The organism is Pelotomaculum sp. FP, from assembly GCF_004369245.1.
Classification (GTDB): Bacteria; Bacillota; Desulfotomaculia; order Desulfotomaculales; family Pelotomaculaceae; genus Pelotomaculum_C; species Pelotomaculum_C schinkii.
Window position 1 is genome coordinate 1 of the sequence record NZ_QFGB01000054.1, and the last position, 20,990, is coordinate 20,990.

The window sequence follows — 20,990 nt, forward strand, 5'->3', positions numbered from 1 at the left end:
TCGCCTTAGCTGTTCACAATAAATGAATTGAGGCTTATTGGTTTTCCTGTTCCGTGAGCAATATTTATTAATTCTATGTAAACAAGAGAATAAGGGGAGTAGACTCTAAAATTAGGGGTTTAAACCGAAAAATGTAAATTTCGAAATTCCTGTACAGATAAGAAAGGGTTCATGGGAGGTCCTAATTCCGGAAACAATTACCCATTGGATACAGCTAAGTCTTGGTGTCGCTGCGACAGCTTATTTTATCAAAGCTGGCCAGAAAATGGCCGAAAAAGACTTTCACGATTTCGGTTTCAAAGATGTTTTCAAAATGTCACTTAAAGCCATTCAGTGGACCATAAGGATCGGAAAACACTTGGGGAACATTACGAAGAAGAAATTCGAGAACGTTAAGTTTAGAAATAACTATACAGAAATCGGAATACCAAATTCAGAAGGTGAAATTCTTTATGTACCAAAAAATTATTTCGATCTATATTTATCAGTTGATTCAGAACTTTTTAAGGATATATCACTTATTGTGGAGGATGAGAGGCGGCTTGCCATTGGTGTCCGAGAAGATAGTGGATATGTAGAGGAAACCATAACAACGAGATACCGGGCGATCTTTACTCAAGAAGAGGAAGTAGAAGAAGTATTGTTCCCCGAGCTTGAGCATGGACAGAACGTGATTCTAGAAGGTGAGATTACGCGTGGTAATGAAAGAGCTAACTCCTTGGGGTTCTTATATAAAGGCTACGTTCTTTCTGCTTATCCGCAATCAGGAAGTATCGTGCGGTTTAAGCATTCATTATTTCTCAAGGTGAGAATACATGGCATCATTAGCCGAGAAGATGATAAATGTCAGCTTGCTACAAGGAAACCAAAGATCATCTTCCATGACATAGAACCCATAAAGGAAATCGGCTTGTTTGATGGTGAAGCATAATAAATGAGGATTAAGACAACTCGCATAGGTAGTTTTAATACTTTATAGCTTTCAACCGGGAAAGGCGGATCGGAACCGGCCTAACGTCAATTTGGGAAATGCACGGTAGTTATCTCTTCGGTTGGCAAGCCTTGGATGCGGCGCTAACCGAGGACCAGATTCTTTCTGGGGATTAGGACCTCACGGGGATCTATGTAATGATGATACACAAGCCAAAGGTAAGCAGTTACTGTTATGGTCCGTAGAGCCGAACATTTCTCGCCGTTCAATTGGCCAGGGGAGTCAACTCCCTATCGAAATCGCCGGAAGGTTCATCGAGTCGCCATTACTCGTACTAGGATTCATACCTTGATCCTGAATCAGTCCTTTCCAAACTGCCCGATTCTAGCGCCACATAAGCTCTAACGATTTGGTGCTTATTAGGTTTTGTAGAGAATAAATTGAGCGGATCAGCGGTCTTAGCCAGGTGGCGAATAAGTACCATTTCTATGAGAATTGGTTCATTGTGGCGCAGGTCATAGATTGAAATTACAGTGTTGCAGGTGTATGAATACATTTATTATTTTAAAATTATTTACCGTGAATGCTCATAAGTGTGCCACAATACAATTATTATTTTAAGATTGAGATATTGTATCGATATGATTCTATACCGTATATACGATTATTATTTTAAATTTACACGCTTGTGTGGCTTTAAAATAAAGTTGTGTACTAAAAAATAATGTTCGATACTAATAAATAAAGTTATATAACAAGATATATAGTTGTAGACTTGTTTTGCGTTTTGGTTTATAATGGGAATAAACACAGAACAGGTGTTCCCATATGGCAAAGTGCAATAGAAATATTACAGCTGCCAAAATAGATAAGATGATCAAGGATGGACGCGGTCAAGGCCATGGTGCTGAATACTGTCCGTGGCTAACGATTCGTGATGTACCTTCTCAGGATTTATCCACCCGTGTTGCGGGTTGGAAAACCGGGAGGGTACATCATTTTTTATCTAACTCATACGTAGAGGGCTTTGGAATTTCCTAAACTTGACAATAAGTATTTTCACTGGTATAATTATTTTCAGCAAATGCTGAAAATGGTGATAATAATGAAATATGAACAATTGGAGAATAAGGCTGAAAAAGCTCTGTTGACTTGTCTGGCGGATGTTCCTTTTGTAAGTATAAAAAAAGTTGAAAAGATGCCTTTAAATGACTGGGCTGATATGCGTGTAAAGCTCAAGCTTCCAGATGGTGATCTGTTTCTTATTGTGGAAGTAAAAAGCAACGGGCAACCGAGGCTTGTGCGTGATGCTATTAATCAGTTATTAAGGTACAAAAACGCCCTTCCCAATAGTTATCCTGTACTTATTGCTCCTTACATCTCCCCACAGTCTGCAGAAATATGTGTCAATGAAGGAGTTGGTTATGTCGATCTGGCGGGGAACTGCCGTCTTAGTTTTGGCCAGGTTTACATATACAAGGAAGGGAAGGCTAATCCATTTAACTATAAGCGGGATTTGCGGTCACTGTATTCTCCAAAAGCAACGCGAGTGTTGCGGGTTCTTCTGAGCAATCCCGGCAGGGAGTGGAAAATGCAAGCTTTGGCAGATGAGGCTAAGGTAAGCTTAGGGCAGGTTGCCAACGTGAAAAGTCTGCTGGCTGACCGGGAATGGCTCAACTTTAATATGAACGGACTTTTGCTTAACAAGCCGGAACAGTTGTTGTTTGAATGGGCAGAGAATTACGATTTTCGGCGCAATCAAGTTCATGATTTTTATTCGCTAAAATCCGTAAACGAAATTGAATATGAACTGGCTAGAATCTGCGACATGAAAAAAATCGAATATGTTTTAACAGGATTTTCCGGAGCTGCAAGGATGGCGCCTGCTGCTCGATACCAGCGCGTTACGGCCTATGTCCGGCAGGAAGCCATTGAAAACTTGGCTCTACAAATGAACCTTAAGAAAGTATCAAGTGGTGGTAATGTCAGTTTGTTGGTTCCTTACGATGACGGTGTTTTTTATGGAGCCAAGAACTACGATTGGGTTAAGGTGGCGACGCCTATCCAAGTTTATTTAGATCTTCGTGGAATCCGAGGACGCGGTGAAGAGGCTGCAAGTGTTCTTTTAGAGGAGGTTATTAAGTTGCAATGGTGCCATACGCACAGATTATACAGCAGATGTATGCGCTGACTGCCATTGAAAACGTGGGCCAATATCTTGTCCGTGCCTATAAGGATGGCAGCGATATGGAAGCAAGGGAGCACATGGCTTTTGCCAACACGCTGTCCGGTGCAGTTATGACGATCAGTGTAACGACAGCAGAGCATTCCATTGAACATGCTATGTCTGCCTACCACCCGAATCTGCCGCACGGCGCGGGGCTGATCATGATTTCCAAGGCATTCTACGAGTTCTTTATTGAACGTCATGCCTGTGATGATAAGTTTATCAATATGGCAAGAGCTTTGGGCATGAAGGACGCTTCCAGGCCGGAGGATTTCATTACCATGCTGGTGCAGATACAGAAAGACTGCGGCGTTGATAATCTGAAAATGTCCGATTATGGCATCAAACCGGATGAATTCGACAAGATTGCCCGCAACGCAAGAGAAACGATGGGCGGTCTGTTTACGGCCAATCCCCTGTGAAATGAAGCACGAGGATGTTGTAGATGTATTAAGAAAATCTTTTAAATAAGGAAAATTATATAAGCAATTTGTTTGGGGCAATAGCGTAGAATTGCTGTAGGAATTTCCTTTGGGGAAATGCTGTGCAAGAAAGTTAGCACACAAAAGCACCTATAAGGGTGCTTTTGTGTTTTATGGAGGTCTTACTTGGGGAATTGATGTATTTGCAACAATAAGGGAAAATGGTTTCCCTATTACGGTTGTACAAGACAGGAACTGTAATGGGAACTATTATGGTTTGGTATTGATTGAATAAAAATTATCAAATGAAAGTATATCATCTTGCCCCCGCAAGCACTTGCGGGGTTTTTGTTTTTATAGTATAGCCAAATACGTAAATTACACAAACAACTTCCGATTCATATAATGACAAGTTGAGATAGCATAGCTATTGATATAGTTGCCCCCTTTTTGAAACACTCCCGTCCTCATCCGTTTATCGGATTGAAACGGAGAGCCTTGAGGAGTTAGTCTTGAGTTGCTAGAGACAGAAGTCAATGGCGGTGATAAAATGACCCCATATGGCGATGAAAATTGATCCCCAAAGCTGGGCTCATTAAAAAGCCTGCTGGGATATTACCTCCTCCAGAGGGGGTAACTATCGGGCGAACTCACCTAATTTGCTCTATTTAAATTTTAATAGTACAGGAAGGCGGAAAGATGGTTATTGCACTCAACACTTTTTCCCACATAATCTATATCTATTGTTTTTTGAATCAAAAGCAAAAATAGCTATAAAGTCGCGATATATCTGGATTAATTAAACTTGAACTAGTAGCTAATTAGTAGTAAAATAGTAGTAAATTGGTAGTATATATAGAGAAGGCTACCCAAAAAGGAGATGATTAGTATGGACAAGGAACATCTGTTCGAATTGTATACGAACAGATATTTAAATAAGAAAGACATAATGTATCGTCTTCCTTCTGAGATAAAACTAAATGAATTCTGGTCTGAATTGGAAAAATACAGAAAAGCAAGGGGTCAAGAAGTTCAACTCCTTGACCAACAGGATCATAAATTTTGGTTTTGCCCTATTCCATATAGAGAGAACTTGGGCATAATAGATCAATATGCCAAGAAAACAATATCAAACCACATAATCGATAAAATTATTAAAGATATTCCTGCTTCAGAAAAAGCTCTTATAATGGATGCACTTATTGATGAAGCTTTTAATTCAAGTGTAATTGAAGGAGCATTTTCAACAAAAAAAAGAACTAAGGAAATGATTAATAAAAAGGCAAAACCTCTAAATACTAGTGAGCAAATGATTTATAATAATTATAAAGCTTTGGAATACATTCTTGAGAACTTACACATGTCAATAAATGATAGCACGGTTCAAAAAATTTATAAAATAATAACTGAGAATACTTTAGATGAAGAAAGCACGGTTGATAAATACAGAAATGATGCTGTTATTGTATTTGATTACGCTAATCAAACGGAAGTTTATGAAGGTCCAAATTATATCCTTGTACCTAAAATGATGGAAGATTTGTTTTCTTTTATCCATTCAGTAGACAATCTACATCCAGTGGAAAAGGCGAGTATATTGCATTTTTATTTTGTTTATATTCATCCTTTTTTTGATGGGAATGGTAGAACAGCTCGTGCACTTTCCTATATGTATTTATTGCATCAAGGTTATGATTTTTTTAAGTTTTTTTCAGTATCAACGGTTATTAAAGATCAAAAAAGTAAGTATTACAAAGCAATTCAAGATGTCGAAGATTATGGGAGCGATTTAACCTACTTCATTGAATTTAATACTAAAATGATAATAACATCCATAACAAATGTCGTAAAGAGGCTTGAAAAGGAATACGGGAAAGCACTTCTCTTTGATGCTCTTAAAGAGAATGGGGTATTTTTGGCAGATCGTCAGAAAAAATGCCTAGAATATTTTATTAAAACTGAAAAGAAGTATATAACAATAGAAGAATATATAAAAAGATACAAAGTATCATACGAAACATCAAGAAAAGACTTAAATATACTTGAATCAATGGACTTGTTTAGCAAGGAGAAGATAGGGAAAAAATATGTTTATAAGTTTATTGGTTTAGAGAAATTAGGCATGGGGGAATTTGCAACTACAACAGAATAGTATAAGGTTAAATGCTGCTAATTGTTAGTGGCATTTAACCTTTAGTTGAATAATTCTTATAATATGGACTCAAATTAGCAAAATTGCCTTTTAGGAGCGGATCATGGAATCGGAAGCTCTTTCAAATGAGTTGGGAGACAAGAGTTTTTTACCTTTTACGGCATGGGCAATTGGCGGATAAATGGGCCAGATTGCTGCTTATGCGAGCTGAAAAAGTGTCTGCATGAAGTCGACGTTGGTGGCTCCTTATCCGGAAGTAGTCACATGTATGGAGAAAAAATATCCATCGCATCTTCAATAATCCCTTATTTTCCCGTCAAGTAGTTGCACCGCTAGCGAGACGCATGCTTTCTCTCGTCCTGCCAACGTTGACGAGAGAGTTGAAGGAAAATGCACAAATTATGTCATAAAGTTCCCCAACATGACGCAACAACCTTGCCGCATAGGAATAGCTTTTTCGCTGCTTAAAAGCGATAGCGGTTGGACCAAATATTATGGCGCTTTAAGAAATAGATACGCCCATTTGCCCGCTTTACAGGACGAATTGAGAAAAGCTGGACTCTGAGCGGCGCAGACCTGTAAAATCGAGTTAAATAAGCAGGAAAACCGGTTATTGCGAATCAAACCTTTGTCGGCACCACCACTTTTGGCAAACGAGAGCGATACAGATACAAATCGGAGTGTATGAATAGTACAATAAAAACAACGTACCCCCCAAGCAACGAAATTGAGTACTTGAGGGATACGTTTCTTTTATTGAGCAAAATTTCTATTGTAAAGAAGAGCTGCATTTAAAACTACCAACACCGATCCGGCATTATGCACCAAAGCGCCTGTAATGGGGTTCAGAAGACCCAAAACCGAAAGAACAATGGCTACGGCATTGATACCCATGGATGCGGTTATGTTGCCTTTGATTGTACGGAGAGTGGAGTTTGACAATCGTTTAAGATACGGTATTTTATCTATGTTATCACTCATCAAGGCGATGTCGGCGGCTTCTATGGCAATATCGCTTCCCATACTGCCCATTGCAACACTGACATTCGCCATTTTTAGAGCAGGAGCGTCATTCACCCCATCGCCAATCATGCAGACGATTTTGTTTTCCTTTTGCAAGTCCTCAATGCTTGAAACCTTTTGTGCCGGAAGCAGATCTGCACGGATATTCTTGATACCAACCTGCTCTGCCATATATTTCGCTGTCAGATGATTGTCACCGGTAAGGAGAACAACATCGGTATCCATAGCGCCAAGTTTGGCAACAAGATTTTTTGCAGTTGGGCGAATGGTATCAGAAAGAGCTATGATTCCGATTGCATTACCATTTTCAGCCACGATGATAGATGCCTTGCCTTGATTTCTTAAATTGACTAAGATATTCTGCATTTTATCGGTTTCGGCAATCGAGTTTTCCTTTATATAGAGAGCATTGCCGCAAATCACTGTTTTGCTGGATAGTGTTGCCGTCACGCCTTTTCCAGGTGCCATCTGAAAATTTTTGACTTCGGAAATAACCAATCCATTATCTTCAGCGTACTTGATGATTGCTTTTGCAAGAGGGTGTTCAGATCGTTTTTCAACGGAGGCCGCCTTTAAGAGTAATTCAACATTACTAATAGTTTCATCCAGAGGAATAATATCCGATACTTTCAGATTTCCATAGGTAAGAGTACCCGTTTTATCAAAGGCAATGCAGTCTACATTTCCCATACGTTCTAAGGCTTCACCGGACTTAATCAGTACGCCATGTTTAGTAGCCTGACCGATGGCTGCCATAATCGAGGTTGGTGTTGCAAGAACCAATGCGCAAGGGCAGAACACGACCAATACAGTGACCGCTCTGACAATGTCATTTGTGGTGATATATGAAACTATTGCAATCAGAAGGGCAATAGGTACAAGCCATGTTGCCCATACATCAACGATTTTCTGCATAGGCGCCTTCTTGTTTTCTGCTTCCTTAACCATATCAATCATTTTTTGCAGAGACGAATCCTTACCTACTTGGGTAGCACGGATGTCAAGCGATCCATAGCAATTCATCGTTCCGCAGAAAACGCTGTCGTTTTCTTTTTTATCTACAGGCAGAGATTCACCAGTCATAACAGATTGATCAACAGAGGTATTACCCAAGATAATGATGCCGTCAACTGGAATCGTTTCACCTGGAAGAACACGAAGCAGATCATCTTTTGATATCTGTTCTATGGGGACAAACTCTTCACGAACACCGTCAGCATTATGAATCAATTTTCTGCCTTGCTGTGGTACCAGTGAAATCAGTTTACCGATACCTTTTTTGGCACGAGCAACGGTCATGTCTTCAAGAATAGCGCCAATCGCCATAATAAAACCAACTTCGCCTGCTGCAAAGAGTTCACCAATTGCGATTGAAGCAACCATAGCAATAGAAATTAGTAGAGCGGATGAAATCCATTTCTCAAAAACCAATCTTGTAATTGCAAGGTATAAAAGAGGTAAGCCGGAAATCACAACGGTAATCCAAGCTGGGTCAATAGGCATTTCTATTCCGGTTAGCATTAAAATTAAACTGGCGACTAAGAAAACACCAGAAACTATGGTCATCTTTACTCCGGCCATAAGGTCCATAAATTTCTTCATAGTCCATTCCTCCTATTTGGATGCTAAAGATTGGCAAAAACAAGTTGATGAGTGGATTTCCCCGTTTGAAAAAGGTTATGGGCAGCCTTCTTCGATGATGCTGTGCTTAATTGAAGAGGTTTGGGAACTCGACCGGGAGTTACCAAACATAAAGTCACCATTGATGCCCCTTTGCTTTAAATTGACTTAATATAAAAACTACAGTACAATTCATACAGTAATGAACACAATGTTCAATAATTATTATACGGTTTTTTTATCAAGCAACAACAATCAAAAGAGATGAAATGTAAGATACTGAATAAAGTATTATCATTTGTACGGAATAGAGGATCGGATATGGATAGACGAATACAAAAAACGAGGGAATCAATCTTTAGTGCTTTCAGCTCACTTTTGGCACATAAGCGATATTCCAAAATTACGGTGCAGGAAATCATTGATGAAGCCAATATAGGTCGAAGCACCTTTTATTCCCACTTTGAAACCAAGGACGATTTATTGAAGGCATTATGCAGCGATATATTTAACCACGTATTCTCCGAGGATCTAATTTCTGAAAGCACTCATGATTTTTCCTCTTCTAATAACGACCTGGAGGCTAAAATCACGCATATTTTATATCACTTAAAAGATAGCAAAAGAGATATGAAAGGAATTCTCACGCGTGAAAGTGGAGAGTTGTTTTTACGCGTATTTAAAAAGTATCTGGAGCAGTTGTTTAATGAATTTATGTCAAACGAAAGTGTGGATGGAATCCCTAAAGAGTATGTTGTTAATCATATGGCTGGTGGTTTTGTTGAAACCGTCAAATGGTGGATACAAAATGATATGGCACAGTCCCCGGAAGAATTAACCAGGTATTTTTTCATATTACATCGATTATAACAGTAAACTGAAAATGCAAATTATATGTTAGCGGTAAAATAAAATACAGCAAAAACGGCCATATAAAATAAAGCAATTTCGGCCACTGGGTACAGCACCCTCGCTGGAATAAATGGGATCTGTTACCATGAGTACAGATCTCATTTCAAGGAGGAGTGCATCATGAAAAAGGTGGCCTATGTATACAGATTTACAGTCACTAAATAACCTTGGTTTCAGCAAGCGCCAGGTCTCTGAAAAGCTTCAGGTGGACTTTCGAACGGTGTCAAAGTGCTGGGATATGGACCCGGGCATTTTTAAAAAGACCAGAGTTTATGGGCGGCATGCCGGCCGAGCTAGTCTTTGATCAAGACAGGCTACTTGCCGTGAATGAAAACTATGGCGATATAATCTACACCAAGGAATTTGAGCAGTTCCGCTAGCGCATGAGCCTTTCCGTAAACCTGTACAGGGCCGCAGATCCGCCAAGCAAGGGCCGCGTTGAAGCGGTTGTGAAATACTTCAAGAACCACTTCGCCCGGTACCGTAAGTTCATGGAGTTGCTTGTATGTTGTACTTTGCGATTGGTGCAGTCACGACGTTTATAATAATCAAAATAAAAAATAAATTCTAAGATATACACAGAAATCAAAAGTGATGAAGTCAGATACATAAAATTCGGAAAACAAAGGTCACAGCTAAGAAAAAGGGACGAACGCAATAGCTGAGCTAATTAATAGGATTTTGGAATACAAATACTTCTAAGCGATAAATTACTGGTGTATCTACTAAATAATCGGAATGTGGTTGCAAGGCAAAAGCCACGTTATCAGTCGATGATTTCATCGCCTGTTCCTTCATATTTTTGCTTTCTGCGATTGACATATCCCGACAGGAACGCTGCAAATCCCGATTAGAATCATGCCGGATATGACCAGTCCGCCACCAATCCACTGCTGCCATCCGGCGATCTCACCCAATACGAGTACTGACAGAACCATGGATGTGAACGGCATCATGCCGGAGAAGGCTGCGGCGGTAAATGCGCCGCAGCGCTTGATTCCGGCGTACCAGAATACGAAAGCCAGCGCAGTAACAAATAGTCCGTACCAAAGCAATGACAACCATTCCGTAAGCCCGATTACGGAAAGTGCTTGCACCGGCGCTTCTAAAAGCGCCGGGCCCAGACAGAGAACGAACGCCATTGCCGACACCAGCGTTGTCTGAACCAGCGGATGGATCGCTTTCTTTTTGACTGATTGAATCCTGACGGCAAAAACGCGCGAGAAAATATTGAAGGCGGATTCGCATGCCGCCGCGCAGAGCACCAGTAAATTTCCTCCCAGATGCTCCGGAGAAAAACCGCTTTCCGCTTGAAGCAGTCCCTGAATCATCAGGATACCGCTCACCGTACCAATGATTCCCGCGAGTTTTTTCCCGCTAACCGGCTCCTTTAACAATACCGCTGCACAAAGCGCTGTAAAGGCTGGTGTTGCTCCTGTGAGAATGCCTGCTTCCATGGAGCTGGTCAATAGCATACCGTATAGCAGAAACATGCGAAACAGGAAAATGCCGCATACAGCCTGAACCATCAGAAAGAGTGTTTCCTTAACGGACAACAGTCGCAGGTTTTTCATAAGCTTTTTCCCGCAGGTAGGTAATAAAAAAAGAAGCGCAAAGAAAAGGCTTGCCGATGCAATCGTAAATACTCCAAGCTTACCGGAAACAAGCCGTGCCGATATGACGCTGGTTCCAGCCAGAAAAAATGCAAACAATAGATAAACCTGTCTGGCATATTTCTTCACGCTTAAATCCTCCATTCACATCCTCCTCTGATAACCTCCGCTTTAAACTGGATGAATGATATAATATTACTAATATAACTGGTACTGTAAAGTACCAGTACACTGCAGATTTAAGTGGGCCAGTTGGAGGTATTATGTGGGGAATTGAGCTGGATAGGGCAAGTGAACAGCCGTTAAAACGGCAAATTTATCAGAAATTGAAAGAGCGCATCATGAGTGGGCAGATAAAGTCAAACGACGCGCTGCCTTCCACAAGGGAGTTGTCTCAGTTTCTTGGCGTTTCCCGCAACACTGTGGGGGAGTCTTATGACATGCTGATTGCTGAAGGCTTTGTTATAAGCCGCCAAGGGGCCCCAACAAGGGTGGCGGATGGCTTGAGTATAACAAAGACCTATACCGCTCCTTTTGTAAATGCTCTGCCGAAGCAAGAGTTGAAAGCCGACTTCCGGACAGGCCGCCCGGATTTACGGCAGTTTCCACAGTTTTTATGGAGGCAGCTCTTGCATAAAGCATCAGAGGAACTGCCTCTTGCGCTGTACGGATATACCGGACCGCAAGGATTACCGGCGCTGCGTACGGAAATATCCGAGTGGCTTCTCAGAAGCCGCGGCGTCACTGTAAGTTCGGACGATATCTTTATCACAGCCGGGGCGACCCACGCGCTGCACCTGCTGGCAGACCTATTGTGTGAAAACGGTAAGAAAGTCCTGATGGAGGATCCCTGCCACAGCGGCATGCTTCAGACTTTTATACTGAAGGGATGTCCGGTTGTTCCCGTCCCGGTGGACTCTCAGGGAATGCAGACGCAGGGCCTGCCGGACGGAAAGGACGCCTGTGCCGTCTATGTCACGCCGTCGCATCAGTTCCCCCTGGGAGGCATTCTGCCTGCGTCACGACGTGCAGCACTCATCCGTTTTGCGCGGGAAAATGATCTGTATATCATTGAAGACGACTATGACAGTGAGTTCCGGTATTGCGGAGAGCCCATTGCTCCCCTTTATACGATGGATCCGCAGCTTGTTATTTATGTAGGTACCTTCAGCAAGACACTTTTTCCGGCGCTTCGAATCGGCTATGTGATCCTGCCCAAGCCGCTTCACCGGCAATGGAGCGTCCTGCGCACCCATACAGACGTGCAGAACCCGCCTTTTGAGCAGGCGGCGCTGGCAGATTTTTTGCGTATGCGAAAACTGGACAGGCATGTGCAAAAAATGCGCAGGATTTACGGACACCGGCGGCAGGTTTTGATGGAAGCACTGGAAGATTCCTTTGGCAGCGGTTGGACTGCTTATGGCGACGCCGCAGGACTGCATTTAGCAATTGATTTTCCAGGTAAATGCTTTGCAGAAACGTTCCAGGAAAGCTGCCTGCAAAATGGTATCTATATAAAATCAGTGGAGAACCACTGCATGGAAAAGGGCAGACATCAAAGTAAGCTGCTTATGGGATACGGGCATCTGGAGCCGGAAGAAATCCGAAACGGCATACTAATACTGCACGATTATTTAGAAGCGGCTGCGGCGCATGCATCCAGAGCTGGAGATGATACGAAAAGTATCTAGCGCATTTAGTAAAGGCTTAGCCCTATAATCTCAGCCGGTCAGTATACCAGGGCGCAAAAAAATGACCAACTTTTGATAATGACTCATGTTATTATCTGCAATATAAAGTGACATTAATTGCGGAAGTGATATAAATGCATAGAATTTTGCTCATTGAGGACGATCTTAGCCTGATTGACGGCTTGGAGTTCTCTCTTCGAAAAAATGGTTTTGAAGTTGATGTTGCCAGAACCATCAAAGAAGCTCTGTCACAGCTTGTGGCGCAAAAATATGATTTGCTGCTGCTTGATCTGACGCTGCCTGACGGCAGCGGCTTTGAAATCTGCAGAAAAGCGAGGCAAACATCGCATGTGCCAATTATTTTTCTGACTGCCTCCGATGAGGAAGTAAATGTTGTCATGGGGCTTGACATGGGCGGGGACGACTATATAACCAAGCCCTTTAAGCTCAACGAGTTAATATCCAGAATCAACGCACTGCTGCGCCGCGCGGGTATTTCGAACGCTCTGCATACAGGACTGAAATCAAACGAAATAACTGTTAGACTTGATGAAAATCGAGTGCTGAAAGACGGGCTTGAGATTGAGCTTACCGTCGTGGAGTACCGGCTCTTATGCCTTTTGATGCAAAATCCCAATAATGTCCTGACAAGAGCAGTCATATTGGACAAGCTTTGGGACGGGAGCGGCAGCTTTGTTGACGACAATACGCTATCAGTCTATGTGCGGCGGCTGCGGAGCAAGATAGAGGACGATCCTGAAAATCCAATGTACTTATTGACGGCGCGGGGTGTGGGATATAAATGGAAAGTGGTAAAGTGATATTTAGCGATAAAAGTGTCCGGCGTCAGGTTACCGTGACCGTGATAATTTTGCTCGCGTTTATCCTTTTAGGACAGTTTATCGTCGCGGGCATGGCGGAAGACTACAAAAAGGCTATGATTGAACATGACTACGCTGTCGCGGGGTATCTGTCCCGGTGCGGAGTGGACAATAGCCGGATCGTTACTGCCTTTACGCGCGATAAAACCGGAGCGGACGCTGAAATAGGCTCGTCTCTGCTGTCTTCTTCCGGGTACATGGAGAGTATGCAAAACAGCCTGCTGCCCGTGGTGGAAAGTTTTCATCAAAAATTCGCTCTGACCGTGCTCTCATTCTCCGTCCTGTTTTCCCTTGTCCTTCTTGCCGTACTTTACCTTGGTGAGCAATACCGCGATAAACAGCTTGAAACGGCTGCCGGACAGCTCCGGCGCTTCATGGACGGAGACACTGCCGTCCGCCTTTCGGACTGCGGAGAAGGCAGCCTATCCAGGCTTTTTACGGCAATTAACACCATGGCGACGTCACTGACCGCCCATATCGATAAGGAAAAGCAGAACAGGCAGTTTTTAAAGGATACGATATCCGACATATCCCACCAGCTGAAAACGCCGCTTGCCGCCCTGCAGATGTACAATGAGATTATTCGCGATGAAAAGACCGGCAACGAGGTGGTGGAGAGCTTTACCGATAAAAGCCGGCGCGAGCTTGAGCGGATGGAAAGCCTGATTCAAAATCTCCTGAAGCTTGCCAGGCTCGACGCGGGAACCATTGAGCTGGAAAAGGCCGTTTTCAGTCTTCATGGCTTTTTGGAAAAGTGTATTGGTTCCTTTGCCACCCGCGCCGAACAGGAGGGAAAAAGCATCAGCCTGCGATGCAATGATTCCGTCATGCTGTGCTTTGATGAAACATGGCTCATTGAGGCGGTTGGCAACATCATAAAAAACGCCCTTGACCACACGGACTCCGGAGACAGCATTGAAATATCCTGCGAAGAAGCGATGGCAGCGACAGAAATCATCATCCGTGACAACGGTGCGGGCATTCATCCCGAGGACATCTATCATATTTTCAAGCGGTTCTACCGCAGCCGTTTTTCAAAGGACAAGCAGGGCGTCGGTATCGGGCTCGCGCTCTCAAAGGCCATCGTCGAAAAGCATGGGGGCGCCGTCACCGTCCGCAGCGAACTGGGTCAGGGGGCGGAATTTCATCTGATATTCCCCAAGCTTACGAATCTGTAAGACAAAATTCACCGGAAAGTAAGGCTGGCGTGCTATCATCATCACATCAAAAATGTGAGGTGTGAGCCATTGAATATACTAACCGTACAGGATTTATGTAAGACATATGGCGCGGGAGACACAAAGGTCGAGGCTTTGAAAAACGTGTCGTTTGCCGTATCAAAGGGCGAATTTGTCTCTGTTATTGGGCCGTCCGGTTCCGGGAAAAGCACGCTGCTCAATATGGTCGGAGCGCTGGATTATCCGACGTCGGGCAAGGTCAATATCGACGGCAGGGATGTTTATGCGATGAAGGAAGAGGAACTCTCGGTCTTCCGCAGGCGCAACATCGGCTTTATATTTCAGGCATATAATCTTGTGCCGGAGCTGAACGTGGAAGAAAACATCGAACTGCCGATCTTGCTCGATTATAAAAAGCCTGACAAACGCTACATTGATGAATTGCTTGGCATTTTGGGGCTGATGGAACGAAAGCATCATCTGCCCGGCCAGCTTTCCGGGGGACAGCAGCAGCGTGTGGCTATCGGGCGGGCACTCGCGACCAAACCAGCTATTATTCTTGCCGACGAGCCGACCGGCAACCTTGACAGCAAGAACAGCAGGGATGTCATCAATCTGCTTAAGCTGTCTGTCGAGAGATACAGCCAGACGCTGATCATGATTACCCATAATCAGAATTACGCGTCTTTTGCGGACAGGGTTCTTGGCGTGGAGGACGGCGTTGTTACCGAGATGGGGGGCAGCGCAAGATGAACGGATATCTTGACTTAGCGCATAAATATCTTGCCGCCCATAAAAAGAGAACGAAACTTTCGATATTCAGCATAGTCCTGTCCGTGGCGCTTGTCGTGGGGATTTTTTCCATGCTGGACGTGTTTTTGAAGTTTGAAAAAATTCAGGTCATTCATGATTATGGAAATTATCATCTATTGATCAATAATGCATCAGACGAGGAAAAAGAAGCGATTTCAAACCGGATCGACGTAAAAAACACCGGCACATGGATATCCTTCAAGAGCGGTAGCATCAACAGCAATCAATGCGATACTGTGGCATTAAACGAGAATTTTGCCCCCAATATGAGCATGAACCTGCTTAAGGGAACTTATCCGGAAGCCGAAAATGAGCTGATGATCGAAAATTGGGCAGCTGAAAAGCTGGGCATAGGCATCGGCGACACGGTTTCCTTCACCTTTGAAGATAAAACGGAAAAGCCGTTTGTGATCAGCGGGATATTTGCTGATTACGGGAGCACCAAGGCATCCGGCGAGCCGGGCGTGGCTATTTCCATGAAAGCAGCCGAAAAGGCAAATGTGGAAAAAACCAGTTTCTTTCTGATTGAGTTCAAAGAACGGGCAAATATGAAAAAAGCAGAGCAGCAGATTATGGAAAGCCTTCGGATATCCGAAGACCGCATCGGGCGGAACGATCGCCTGCTTGCTGTTATCGGACAAAGTGATCACAAAGCGGCGGTCGGTTTGTACCAGGTGGGAGCGATTCTGTTTTTTATCGTCCTGGTTGCGGGTGTCGTAATGATCTACAATACCTTCAATATATCGGTCACGGATAGGATGCGCTCGTTCGGCCTTCTGCGGTGCGTCGGGGCTTCGAAAGCGCAGATCAGGAAACTTGTGAAAAAAGAAGGGTTTTTGCTGCTGCGGTGGGCGATTCCGGGCGGCGTACTTTTGGGGATTGCCGCCACGCTCTTTTGCTGTGCGCTCCTTAAATTCTATAACAGCTATCTGTTTTCCGATATTCCCCTGTTTACAATAAGCCCCGCAGGTATCCTGGCCGGTGTGGCCGTCGGCGTTCTGACTGTCGCGATTGCGACTTTGCTGCCGGCAAAAAAGGCCTCAAGGGTGTCGCCTGTCAACGCTGTGACGGGAAACAGCGAAATCAGGATGCGAAAAGCCCAAAAAGAAGGAACCCTGACAAAGCTGTTGCCTATTGAGTCGGCGATGGGGATTGGTAGCGCGGCCGCCCGGAAAAGAACGCTGATCCTGATGTCGGCCTCCATTGCATTAAGCATCATGATGTTTCTCGGCTTCAACGTGTTTGTTGATTTCTTGCATACAAGCCTGAAGACAACGAAGCCGTATACGCCCGATATTTCCCTGACGTCAAAGGAAGGCCTCAGCCCCGATTTATACGAGCAGCTATCGCATCTTCCGGGAATAAAGCATGTATACGGCAGGATGTTCGGCTATGTAAACGCGACCTTCGACGCGTCCCGGCTTACCGAAACGTATATGAATGAGGTGGGGGGGAGTATTGAGGTCAACGCCGACGGCCTCTTAGAGACTTCTGAAAAATCCTGGCTGATCTCCTATGACAAAAATCAATTGAAGTGGGCAAAAACGGACCTCGTAGAAGGCGACTTATCCGAAGATACGCTCAACGCCCAGGACGGCATTATCGCCGTTTTGCTGAATACGCGAAAGGGTGTCTCGGTCCGGACGGCGGAGCTTCATGCAGGGGACAAAGTTTATATCGATACCGTATCCGGGAAAAAGCCGTATACGGTTATGGCCGTCCTTCGTTCCGTGCCGTTTGCCGACAGCAATTTGAATCTGGCGACCTTTATTACGACGGAAAAGCAGTATAACAAAATAACGGGAGACTCCACGCTTAAGATCATTGATATTCAGCTAAAAAAGAATGACCAGGAGGAAACAGTTTCCGAAATCAAGCGCATGATCGGGAATAATATCACCTATCTTGATTCGCGACAGAAAAACAATGAGATGAACCAGACCTTCTTGACCATGGCGGTTTTCGTATACGGTTTTGTAGTGGTTATCGCGCTCATCAGCATCCTCAATATCTTCAGCACGATGAATACCAGCATCACCTCAAAAATGAAGTATCTGGGTGTCCTGCGGGCGGTCGGTATGTCGGGAAAGCAACTTAACAGGATGATCGCAGCGGAGGCTTCGGCATACTGCATTACGGGTACCGTCGTCGGGTGCATCCTCGGCATGCTGCTGCAAAAGGCGCTTATTACACAGTTTCTGACGGCGATCAAAATAGTGTGGGTATTCCCTCTTGTGCAAATCGTCTGCGTTTTCGCCGCCTCGTTTCTTGTGACACGGTTTTCCATCATCGGGCCGCTCAAAAAGATCAAGACAAAGAGTATTTCCGAAAACATCGGATCGCTGCAATAACTTAAACAAGTCAGGGCCACCCTTAAACATAGCTTGTGCTTTTACCAAGTTAACACAATAAGATAAGGAACAGCTCCAACTTTCGTCCTGCGAAAGTTGAGTTTATTGTTTATCGAATACCACCTGCTATGCAGGTGGTTCCAAAAAGCTTATAGCTATCGGTAGAAATAAAAAAACCTCCAACTGTTACAATAGTGCGGGTTTGCCAACCGCATAAAGAACAGAAGGAGGTCATCACCATAGATAATAATACACTAGCACATACAAAGTGGAATTGTAAATACCACATAGTGTTTGCACCAGGAGACAGATAATTTATGGGAATATAAAAGAGGATATCGGAAAGATACTTAGGAAGCTCTGCGAGTATAAAGGTGTAGAAATATTGGAGGCAAATGCATGCAAGGATCACATACACATGCTGGTCTCAATACCACCCAAGTTAAGTGTATCAAATTTCATGGGATACTTAAAAGGGAAAAGTTCACTAATGATATTTGATAGGCATGCCAATCTAAAGTATAAATATGGCAATAGACAATTTTGGTGCAAAGGGTTCTATGAGCCAAATGTATTAGGAAAACTGCAAAATAGCCCGGAACAAGGGCAAAAATATAATAAAATTTGAAGCTATCACATTACCAAGACACCGCCTTAGTGAGACTATGGGCGGTGTTTTTGTATGGTAGCGGTCACTTCGGGCCAACATGTCCCGAAGTGGAAAGGAGGGATTGCAATATCCCCACCGGGCTTGATTGAAAAATCAGGCCCTTTTTTAGGCGAAAAAAGATATGCAGGAGCTTATCACGGTGAAAGCCAATATTGACCATCTGCTCGGCCTGACGGACGCGCAGAAAAACAAGGAAATGGAGCGATAGGAAATGACGCAACATGAGGCGCAGCGCACCCACTCCGGGCCAACTTGGCCCGAAGTGGCAGGGTTTGGGGAGGCTCCCCAACAAGCAATTTTTTGGAGGTTCATCCTACAAAAAATATGCAACTGTGGCCACAGTTGCCCTGCTTGCCGTTTAGCAGAAAGGCGAAAAATGCACTATTTACACTATTGACAACCGTTTAATACAGATGTATTATGCAATCAATCTAACACGCTTGTGTTAGTAGAAAGGGTGATTATATGAAAAGGCTTCCCGAAGCAGAGTTTCAAGTGATGAAAGCTATCTGGGCCTACGAGCCGCCAGTAACCTCATCTATGGTAATGGGGCATTTGTCGGGAGAAAAAAGCTGGCCTATACAGTCGGTTGTCACATTACTTAGCAGGTTGGTAGAAAAGGGGTTCTTACGCTCAGAAAAAAAAGGCAAGGAAAGACTGTATTACCCACTCGTTTCAAAGGAAGATTATCTCCAATTTGAAACTAGGAATTTTGTTAAGCAATACCATGAAAATTCATTTATCAGTCTGCTATCGACGCTTCATCAAGACAAGGAATTGACTGACGAAGATTTAGACGACTTGCAAGAATGGATAAGGAAACGGAGGTCTGACTAATGCCACGGATATTTTTGGTTGAGGACGATAAGGCAATCGCTAAAAACCTTGTGCTTTTGCTCCGCTCGGAGGGATTTACAGTCACCCACGCCCCTACGCGGGGTGACGCCCTTGCCGCGCTTGCCGGGAATAAATTTGACTTGGCGCTGATTGATATTTCTTTGCCTGACGGAAATGGCTTTACGGTTTGCACGGAAATCAAAGAAACGCAAGATGTCCCCGTTATCTTTCTGACGGCTTCCGGCGATGAGGCAAGTGTTGTTACCGGGCTGAACATGGGCGCGGACGACTATATCACCAAGCCTTTTCGTCCGCGTGAACTGATCGCACGAATCAGAACCGCCCTGCGAAAAAGCGGACGTTCTCCATCGGCTTTTGAAATCTGCGGGCTTCATGTCGATATGGCAAGCGGCGTCGTGAAAAAGGACGGCAGCGAGGTTTTTCTTTCAGCATTAGAATACCGCTTGTTGTTGGTGTTTATTAACAACCCAAAAAGTATTATCACAAGGAGCAGGCTGCTTGACGAATTGTGGGACGCTGCGGGCGAGTTTGTCAATGACAATACATTGACCGTGTACATCAAACGCCTGCGGGAGAAGATAGAGAACAACCCCGCAAGCCCGCAAATCATTCTGACCGTTCGCGGGACGGGATATAGATTGGGGGACGGGTATGCTTCGGAATAGAGAGTTTCGGCAGCTTGCCATTTTGTTCTTCTTAATAGCTGCCGCCGCTGTGACGCTGGGATTTGCAATCAATACGGCGGCTGGAATCCTTGCCATTGCTTCTGCCGCCGCCTTTGGAACAGCGTTTTTTGCGTTTACCAAAGCCCGATATAAAAGCATTGCGCAGATTTCAGATCAAATCGATCTTGTGCTTCATAATGCTGACCATCTGTATATTGGTGAATCGGACGAGGGCGAACTTTCCATTCTGCAAAGCGAGATAACAAAAATGACGCTGCGTATTCGGGAGCAAAACGACGCACTGAAAAAAGAAAAAGAACATCTTGCCGATTCGCTGGCTGACATAGCCCACCAACTCCGCACCCCTCTCACATCCGTGAACCTTATTCTGTCATTGTTAGAGAATAACCCTGACGAAAATGAACGGAAAGCATTGATACGGGAAACAAAGGAATTGTTTGTACAGATGGATTGGCTGCTTACTTCCCTGTTGAAATTATCCCGCCTGGACGCGGGCATTGTGGTTTTCCAAGGCGAGCAGATAGATGTGAACACTTTGATAAGCGCTGCGCTTCACCCGTTTTTGATCCCAATGGAACTGCACGATATTGCTTTGCAAATAGACGTGCCGAAAGGGATAATCATTCAGGGCGATTCTGGTTGGCTTTCGGAAGCAATTCAAAACATCCTCAAAAATTGCATGGAAAGCGCAGGCGAGAACGGGAAGATTGAGATTGTTTGTGAGGACAACCCACTGTTTACCGAGATTGCCATCCACGACAGCGGCGCGGGCTTTGAAAAAGAAGATTTACCCTGCCTGTTTGACAGGTTCTATCGTGGGAAAAACGCAGGCGCGACAGGATACGGGATCGGATTGGCTCTCTGCAAGATGATTATAACACGGCAGGGAGGGACGATTACCGCCAAAAATCACCCGCAGGGCGGCGCGATATTTGCCGTTCGTTTCCCAAAGTGACGAATCT

Annotated in this window: 17 protein-coding genes and 2 pseudogenes; 15 read left to right on the forward strand and 4 right to left on the reverse strand. The window is 44.1% G+C overall.

Annotation, left to right across the window (positions count from 1 at the left end; genetic code table 11):
- Positions 1–265 precede the first annotated feature (265 nt).
- The 4 genes and pseudogenes from Psfp_RS16710 to Psfp_RS16725 all read left to right on the forward strand — a co-directional run bounded on the left by Psfp_RS16710 (position 266) and on the right by Psfp_RS16725 (position 5,732).
- Positions 266–931 (forward strand): hypothetical protein, encoded by a 666-nt coding sequence (locus Psfp_RS16710; RefSeq protein ID WP_134219674.1) that lies wholly within the window; start codon positions 266–268, stop codon positions 929–931.
- A gap of 1,684 nt (positions 932–2,615) precedes the next feature.
- Positions 2,616–3,122: a type IV toxin-antitoxin system AbiEi family antitoxin gene (locus Psfp_RS22335; protein ID WP_243120750.1), complete on the forward strand. Its 507-nt coding sequence runs from the start codon at positions 2,616–2,618 to the stop codon at positions 3,120–3,122.
- Positions 3,110–3,629 (forward strand): annotated as a pseudogene (locus tag Psfp_RS16720) (iron-containing alcohol dehydrogenase); the annotation flags it as partial. The gene Psfp_RS22335 and the pseudogene Psfp_RS16720, both read left to right, overlap by 13 nt.
- A gap of 840 nt (positions 3,630–4,469) precedes the next feature.
- Positions 4,470–5,732 carry a Fic family protein gene (locus Psfp_RS16725; RefSeq protein WP_192895493.1) on the forward strand — a complete coding sequence of 421 codons (1,263 nt, stop codon included), beginning with the start codon at positions 4,470–4,472 and terminating at the stop codon, positions 5,730–5,732.
- A 753-nt stretch (positions 5,733–6,485) separates the two neighbouring features.
- Here the strand turns inward: Psfp_RS16725 and Psfp_RS16730 are convergent.
- On the reverse strand, positions 6,486–8,357 hold the full coding sequence (locus Psfp_RS16730; RefSeq protein ID WP_134219677.1) for a cation-translocating P-type ATPase: 1,872 nt from the start codon (positions 8,355–8,357) through the stop codon (positions 6,486–6,488).
- Between the two features lie 16 nt (positions 8,358–8,373).
- Between Psfp_RS16730 and Psfp_RS16735 the strand changes: the two genes are divergently transcribed.
- Both Psfp_RS16735 and Psfp_RS16740 read left to right on the forward strand, forming a co-directional pair.
- The gene (locus tag Psfp_RS16735) at positions 8,374–8,547 is read left to right on the forward strand and encodes a hypothetical protein (RefSeq protein WP_243120748.1); all 174 of its coding nucleotides are present in this window, start codon (positions 8,374–8,376) and stop codon (positions 8,545–8,547) included.
- Positions 8,548–8,696: 149 nt separating this feature from the next.
- Positions 8,697–9,245 (forward strand): TetR/AcrR family transcriptional regulator, encoded by a 549-nt coding sequence (locus Psfp_RS16740; RefSeq protein WP_134219678.1) that lies wholly within the window; start codon positions 8,697–8,699, stop codon positions 9,243–9,245.
- Between the two features lie 356 nt (positions 9,246–9,601).
- Here Psfp_RS16740 and Psfp_RS21820 read toward each other — a convergent pair whose 3' ends face one another.
- Both Psfp_RS21820 and Psfp_RS16745 read right to left on the reverse strand, forming a co-directional pair.
- Positions 9,602–9,757: a hypothetical protein gene (locus tag Psfp_RS21820; RefSeq protein ID WP_192895494.1), complete on the reverse strand. Its 156-nt coding sequence runs from the start codon at positions 9,755–9,757 to the stop codon at positions 9,602–9,604.
- 324 nt (positions 9,758–10,081) lie between these two features.
- Entirely contained in the window at positions 10,082–11,044 is a 963-nt protein-coding gene (locus tag Psfp_RS16745) for a DMT family transporter (protein WP_192895495.1), read from the reverse strand.
- Between the two features lie 119 nt (positions 11,045–11,163).
- Between Psfp_RS16745 and Psfp_RS16750 the strand changes: the two genes are divergently transcribed.
- The 6 genes and pseudogenes from Psfp_RS16750 to tnpA form a co-directional block, all read left to right on the forward strand.
- Positions 11,164–12,591: a PLP-dependent aminotransferase family protein gene (locus tag Psfp_RS16750; protein ID WP_134219679.1), complete on the forward strand. Its 1,428-nt coding sequence runs from the start codon at positions 11,164–11,166 to the stop codon at positions 12,589–12,591.
- 134 nt (positions 12,592–12,725) lie between these two features.
- The gene (locus Psfp_RS16755) at positions 12,726–13,412 is read left to right on the forward strand and encodes a response regulator transcription factor (RefSeq protein ID WP_134219680.1); all 687 of its coding nucleotides are present in this window, start codon (positions 12,726–12,728) and stop codon (positions 13,410–13,412) included.
- The gene (locus tag Psfp_RS16760) at positions 13,394–14,650 is read left to right on the forward strand and encodes a HAMP domain-containing sensor histidine kinase (protein ID WP_134219681.1); all 1,257 of its coding nucleotides are present in this window, start codon (positions 13,394–13,396) and stop codon (positions 14,648–14,650) included. Before Psfp_RS16755 ends, Psfp_RS16760 begins: the two co-directional genes overlap by 19 nt.
- Positions 14,651–14,719: 69 nt before the next feature.
- Positions 14,720–15,403, forward strand: coding sequence for an ABC transporter ATP-binding protein (locus Psfp_RS16765; protein ID WP_134219682.1), 684 nt, complete (start codon positions 14,720–14,722; stop codon positions 15,401–15,403).
- Positions 15,400–17,814, forward strand: a complete 2,415-nt coding sequence (locus tag Psfp_RS16770; protein ID WP_134219683.1) for an FtsX-like permease family protein — start codon at positions 15,400–15,402, stop codon at positions 17,812–17,814. Before Psfp_RS16765 ends, Psfp_RS16770 begins: the two co-directional genes overlap by 4 nt.
- Before the next feature lie 239 nt (positions 17,815–18,053).
- Positions 18,054–18,376: pseudogene (gene tnpA, locus Psfp_RS16775) on the forward strand (IS200/IS605 family transposase); the annotation flags it as partial.
- Between the two features lie 130 nt (positions 18,377–18,506).
- On the opposite strand, the gene Psfp_RS21360 reads toward tnpA, so the two are convergent.
- Positions 18,507–18,725 carry a hypothetical protein gene (locus Psfp_RS21360; RefSeq protein ID WP_153189551.1) on the reverse strand — a complete coding sequence of 73 codons (219 nt, stop codon included), beginning with the start codon at positions 18,723–18,725 and terminating at the stop codon, positions 18,507–18,509.
- Positions 18,726–18,949: 224 nt separating this feature from the next.
- Here Psfp_RS21360 and Psfp_RS16780 point away from each other — a divergent pair, with 224 nt between their 5' ends.
- Genes Psfp_RS16780 through Psfp_RS16790 form a run of 3 tightly spaced genes read left to right on the forward strand, consistent with a single transcriptional unit; the run spans position 18,950 to position 20,983 of the window.
- Positions 18,950–19,321, forward strand: coding sequence for a BlaI/MecI/CopY family transcriptional regulator (locus tag Psfp_RS16780; protein WP_134219684.1), 372 nt, complete (start codon positions 18,950–18,952; stop codon positions 19,319–19,321).
- A complete protein-coding gene (locus Psfp_RS16785; RefSeq protein ID WP_134219685.1) occupies positions 19,321–20,007 on the forward strand; it encodes a response regulator transcription factor in 687 nt (228 codons plus the stop codon). The genes Psfp_RS16780 and Psfp_RS16785 overlap by 1 nt, the downstream gene beginning before the upstream one ends.
- Positions 19,994–20,983: a HAMP domain-containing sensor histidine kinase gene (locus Psfp_RS16790; RefSeq protein WP_134219686.1), complete on the forward strand. Its 990-nt coding sequence runs from the start codon at positions 19,994–19,996 to the stop codon at positions 20,981–20,983. Before Psfp_RS16785 ends, Psfp_RS16790 begins: the two co-directional genes overlap by 14 nt.
- Positions 20,984–20,990 lie beyond the last annotated feature (7 nt).

Coding starts and splice junctions, on each gene's coding strand:
- Psfp_RS16755 (WP_134219680.1), top strand. CDS start 12,726: ATGCATAGAATTTTGCTCATTGAGGACGATCTTAGCCTGATTGACGGC.
- Psfp_RS16790 (WP_134219686.1), top strand. CDS start 19,994: ATGCTTCGGAATAGAGAGTTTCGGCAGCTTGCCATTTTGTTCTTCTTA.
- Psfp_RS16785 (WP_134219685.1), top strand. CDS start 19,321: ATGCCACGGATATTTTTGGTTGAGGACGATAAGGCAATCGCTAAAAAC.
- Psfp_RS16740 (WP_134219678.1), top strand. CDS start 8,697: ATGGATAGACGAATACAAAAAACGAGGGAATCAATCTTTAGTGCTTTC.
- Psfp_RS16730 (WP_134219677.1), bottom strand. CDS start 8,357: ATGAAGAAATTTATGGACCTTATGGCCGGAGTAAAGATGACCATAGTT.
- Psfp_RS16780 (WP_134219684.1), top strand. CDS start 18,950: ATGAAAAGGCTTCCCGAAGCAGAGTTTCAAGTGATGAAAGCTATCTGG.
- Psfp_RS16725 (WP_192895493.1), top strand. CDS start 4,470: ATGGACAAGGAACATCTGTTCGAATTGTATACGAACAGATATTTAAAT.
- Psfp_RS16760 (WP_134219681.1), top strand. CDS start 13,394: ATGGAAAGTGGTAAAGTGATATTTAGCGATAAAAGTGTCCGGCGTCAG.
- Psfp_RS16770 (WP_134219683.1), top strand. CDS start 15,400: ATGAACGGATATCTTGACTTAGCGCATAAATATCTTGCCGCCCATAAA.
- Psfp_RS16710 (WP_134219674.1), top strand. CDS start 266: ATGGCCGAAAAAGACTTTCACGATTTCGGTTTCAAAGATGTTTTCAAA.
- Psfp_RS22335 (WP_243120750.1), top strand. CDS start 2,616: ATGAACGGACTTTTGCTTAACAAGCCGGAACAGTTGTTGTTTGAATGG.
- Psfp_RS16745 (WP_192895495.1), bottom strand. CDS start 11,044: ATGGAGGATTTAAGCGTGAAGAAATATGCCAGACAGGTTTATCTATTG.
- Psfp_RS16750 (WP_134219679.1), top strand. CDS start 11,164: ATGTGGGGAATTGAGCTGGATAGGGCAAGTGAACAGCCGTTAAAACGG.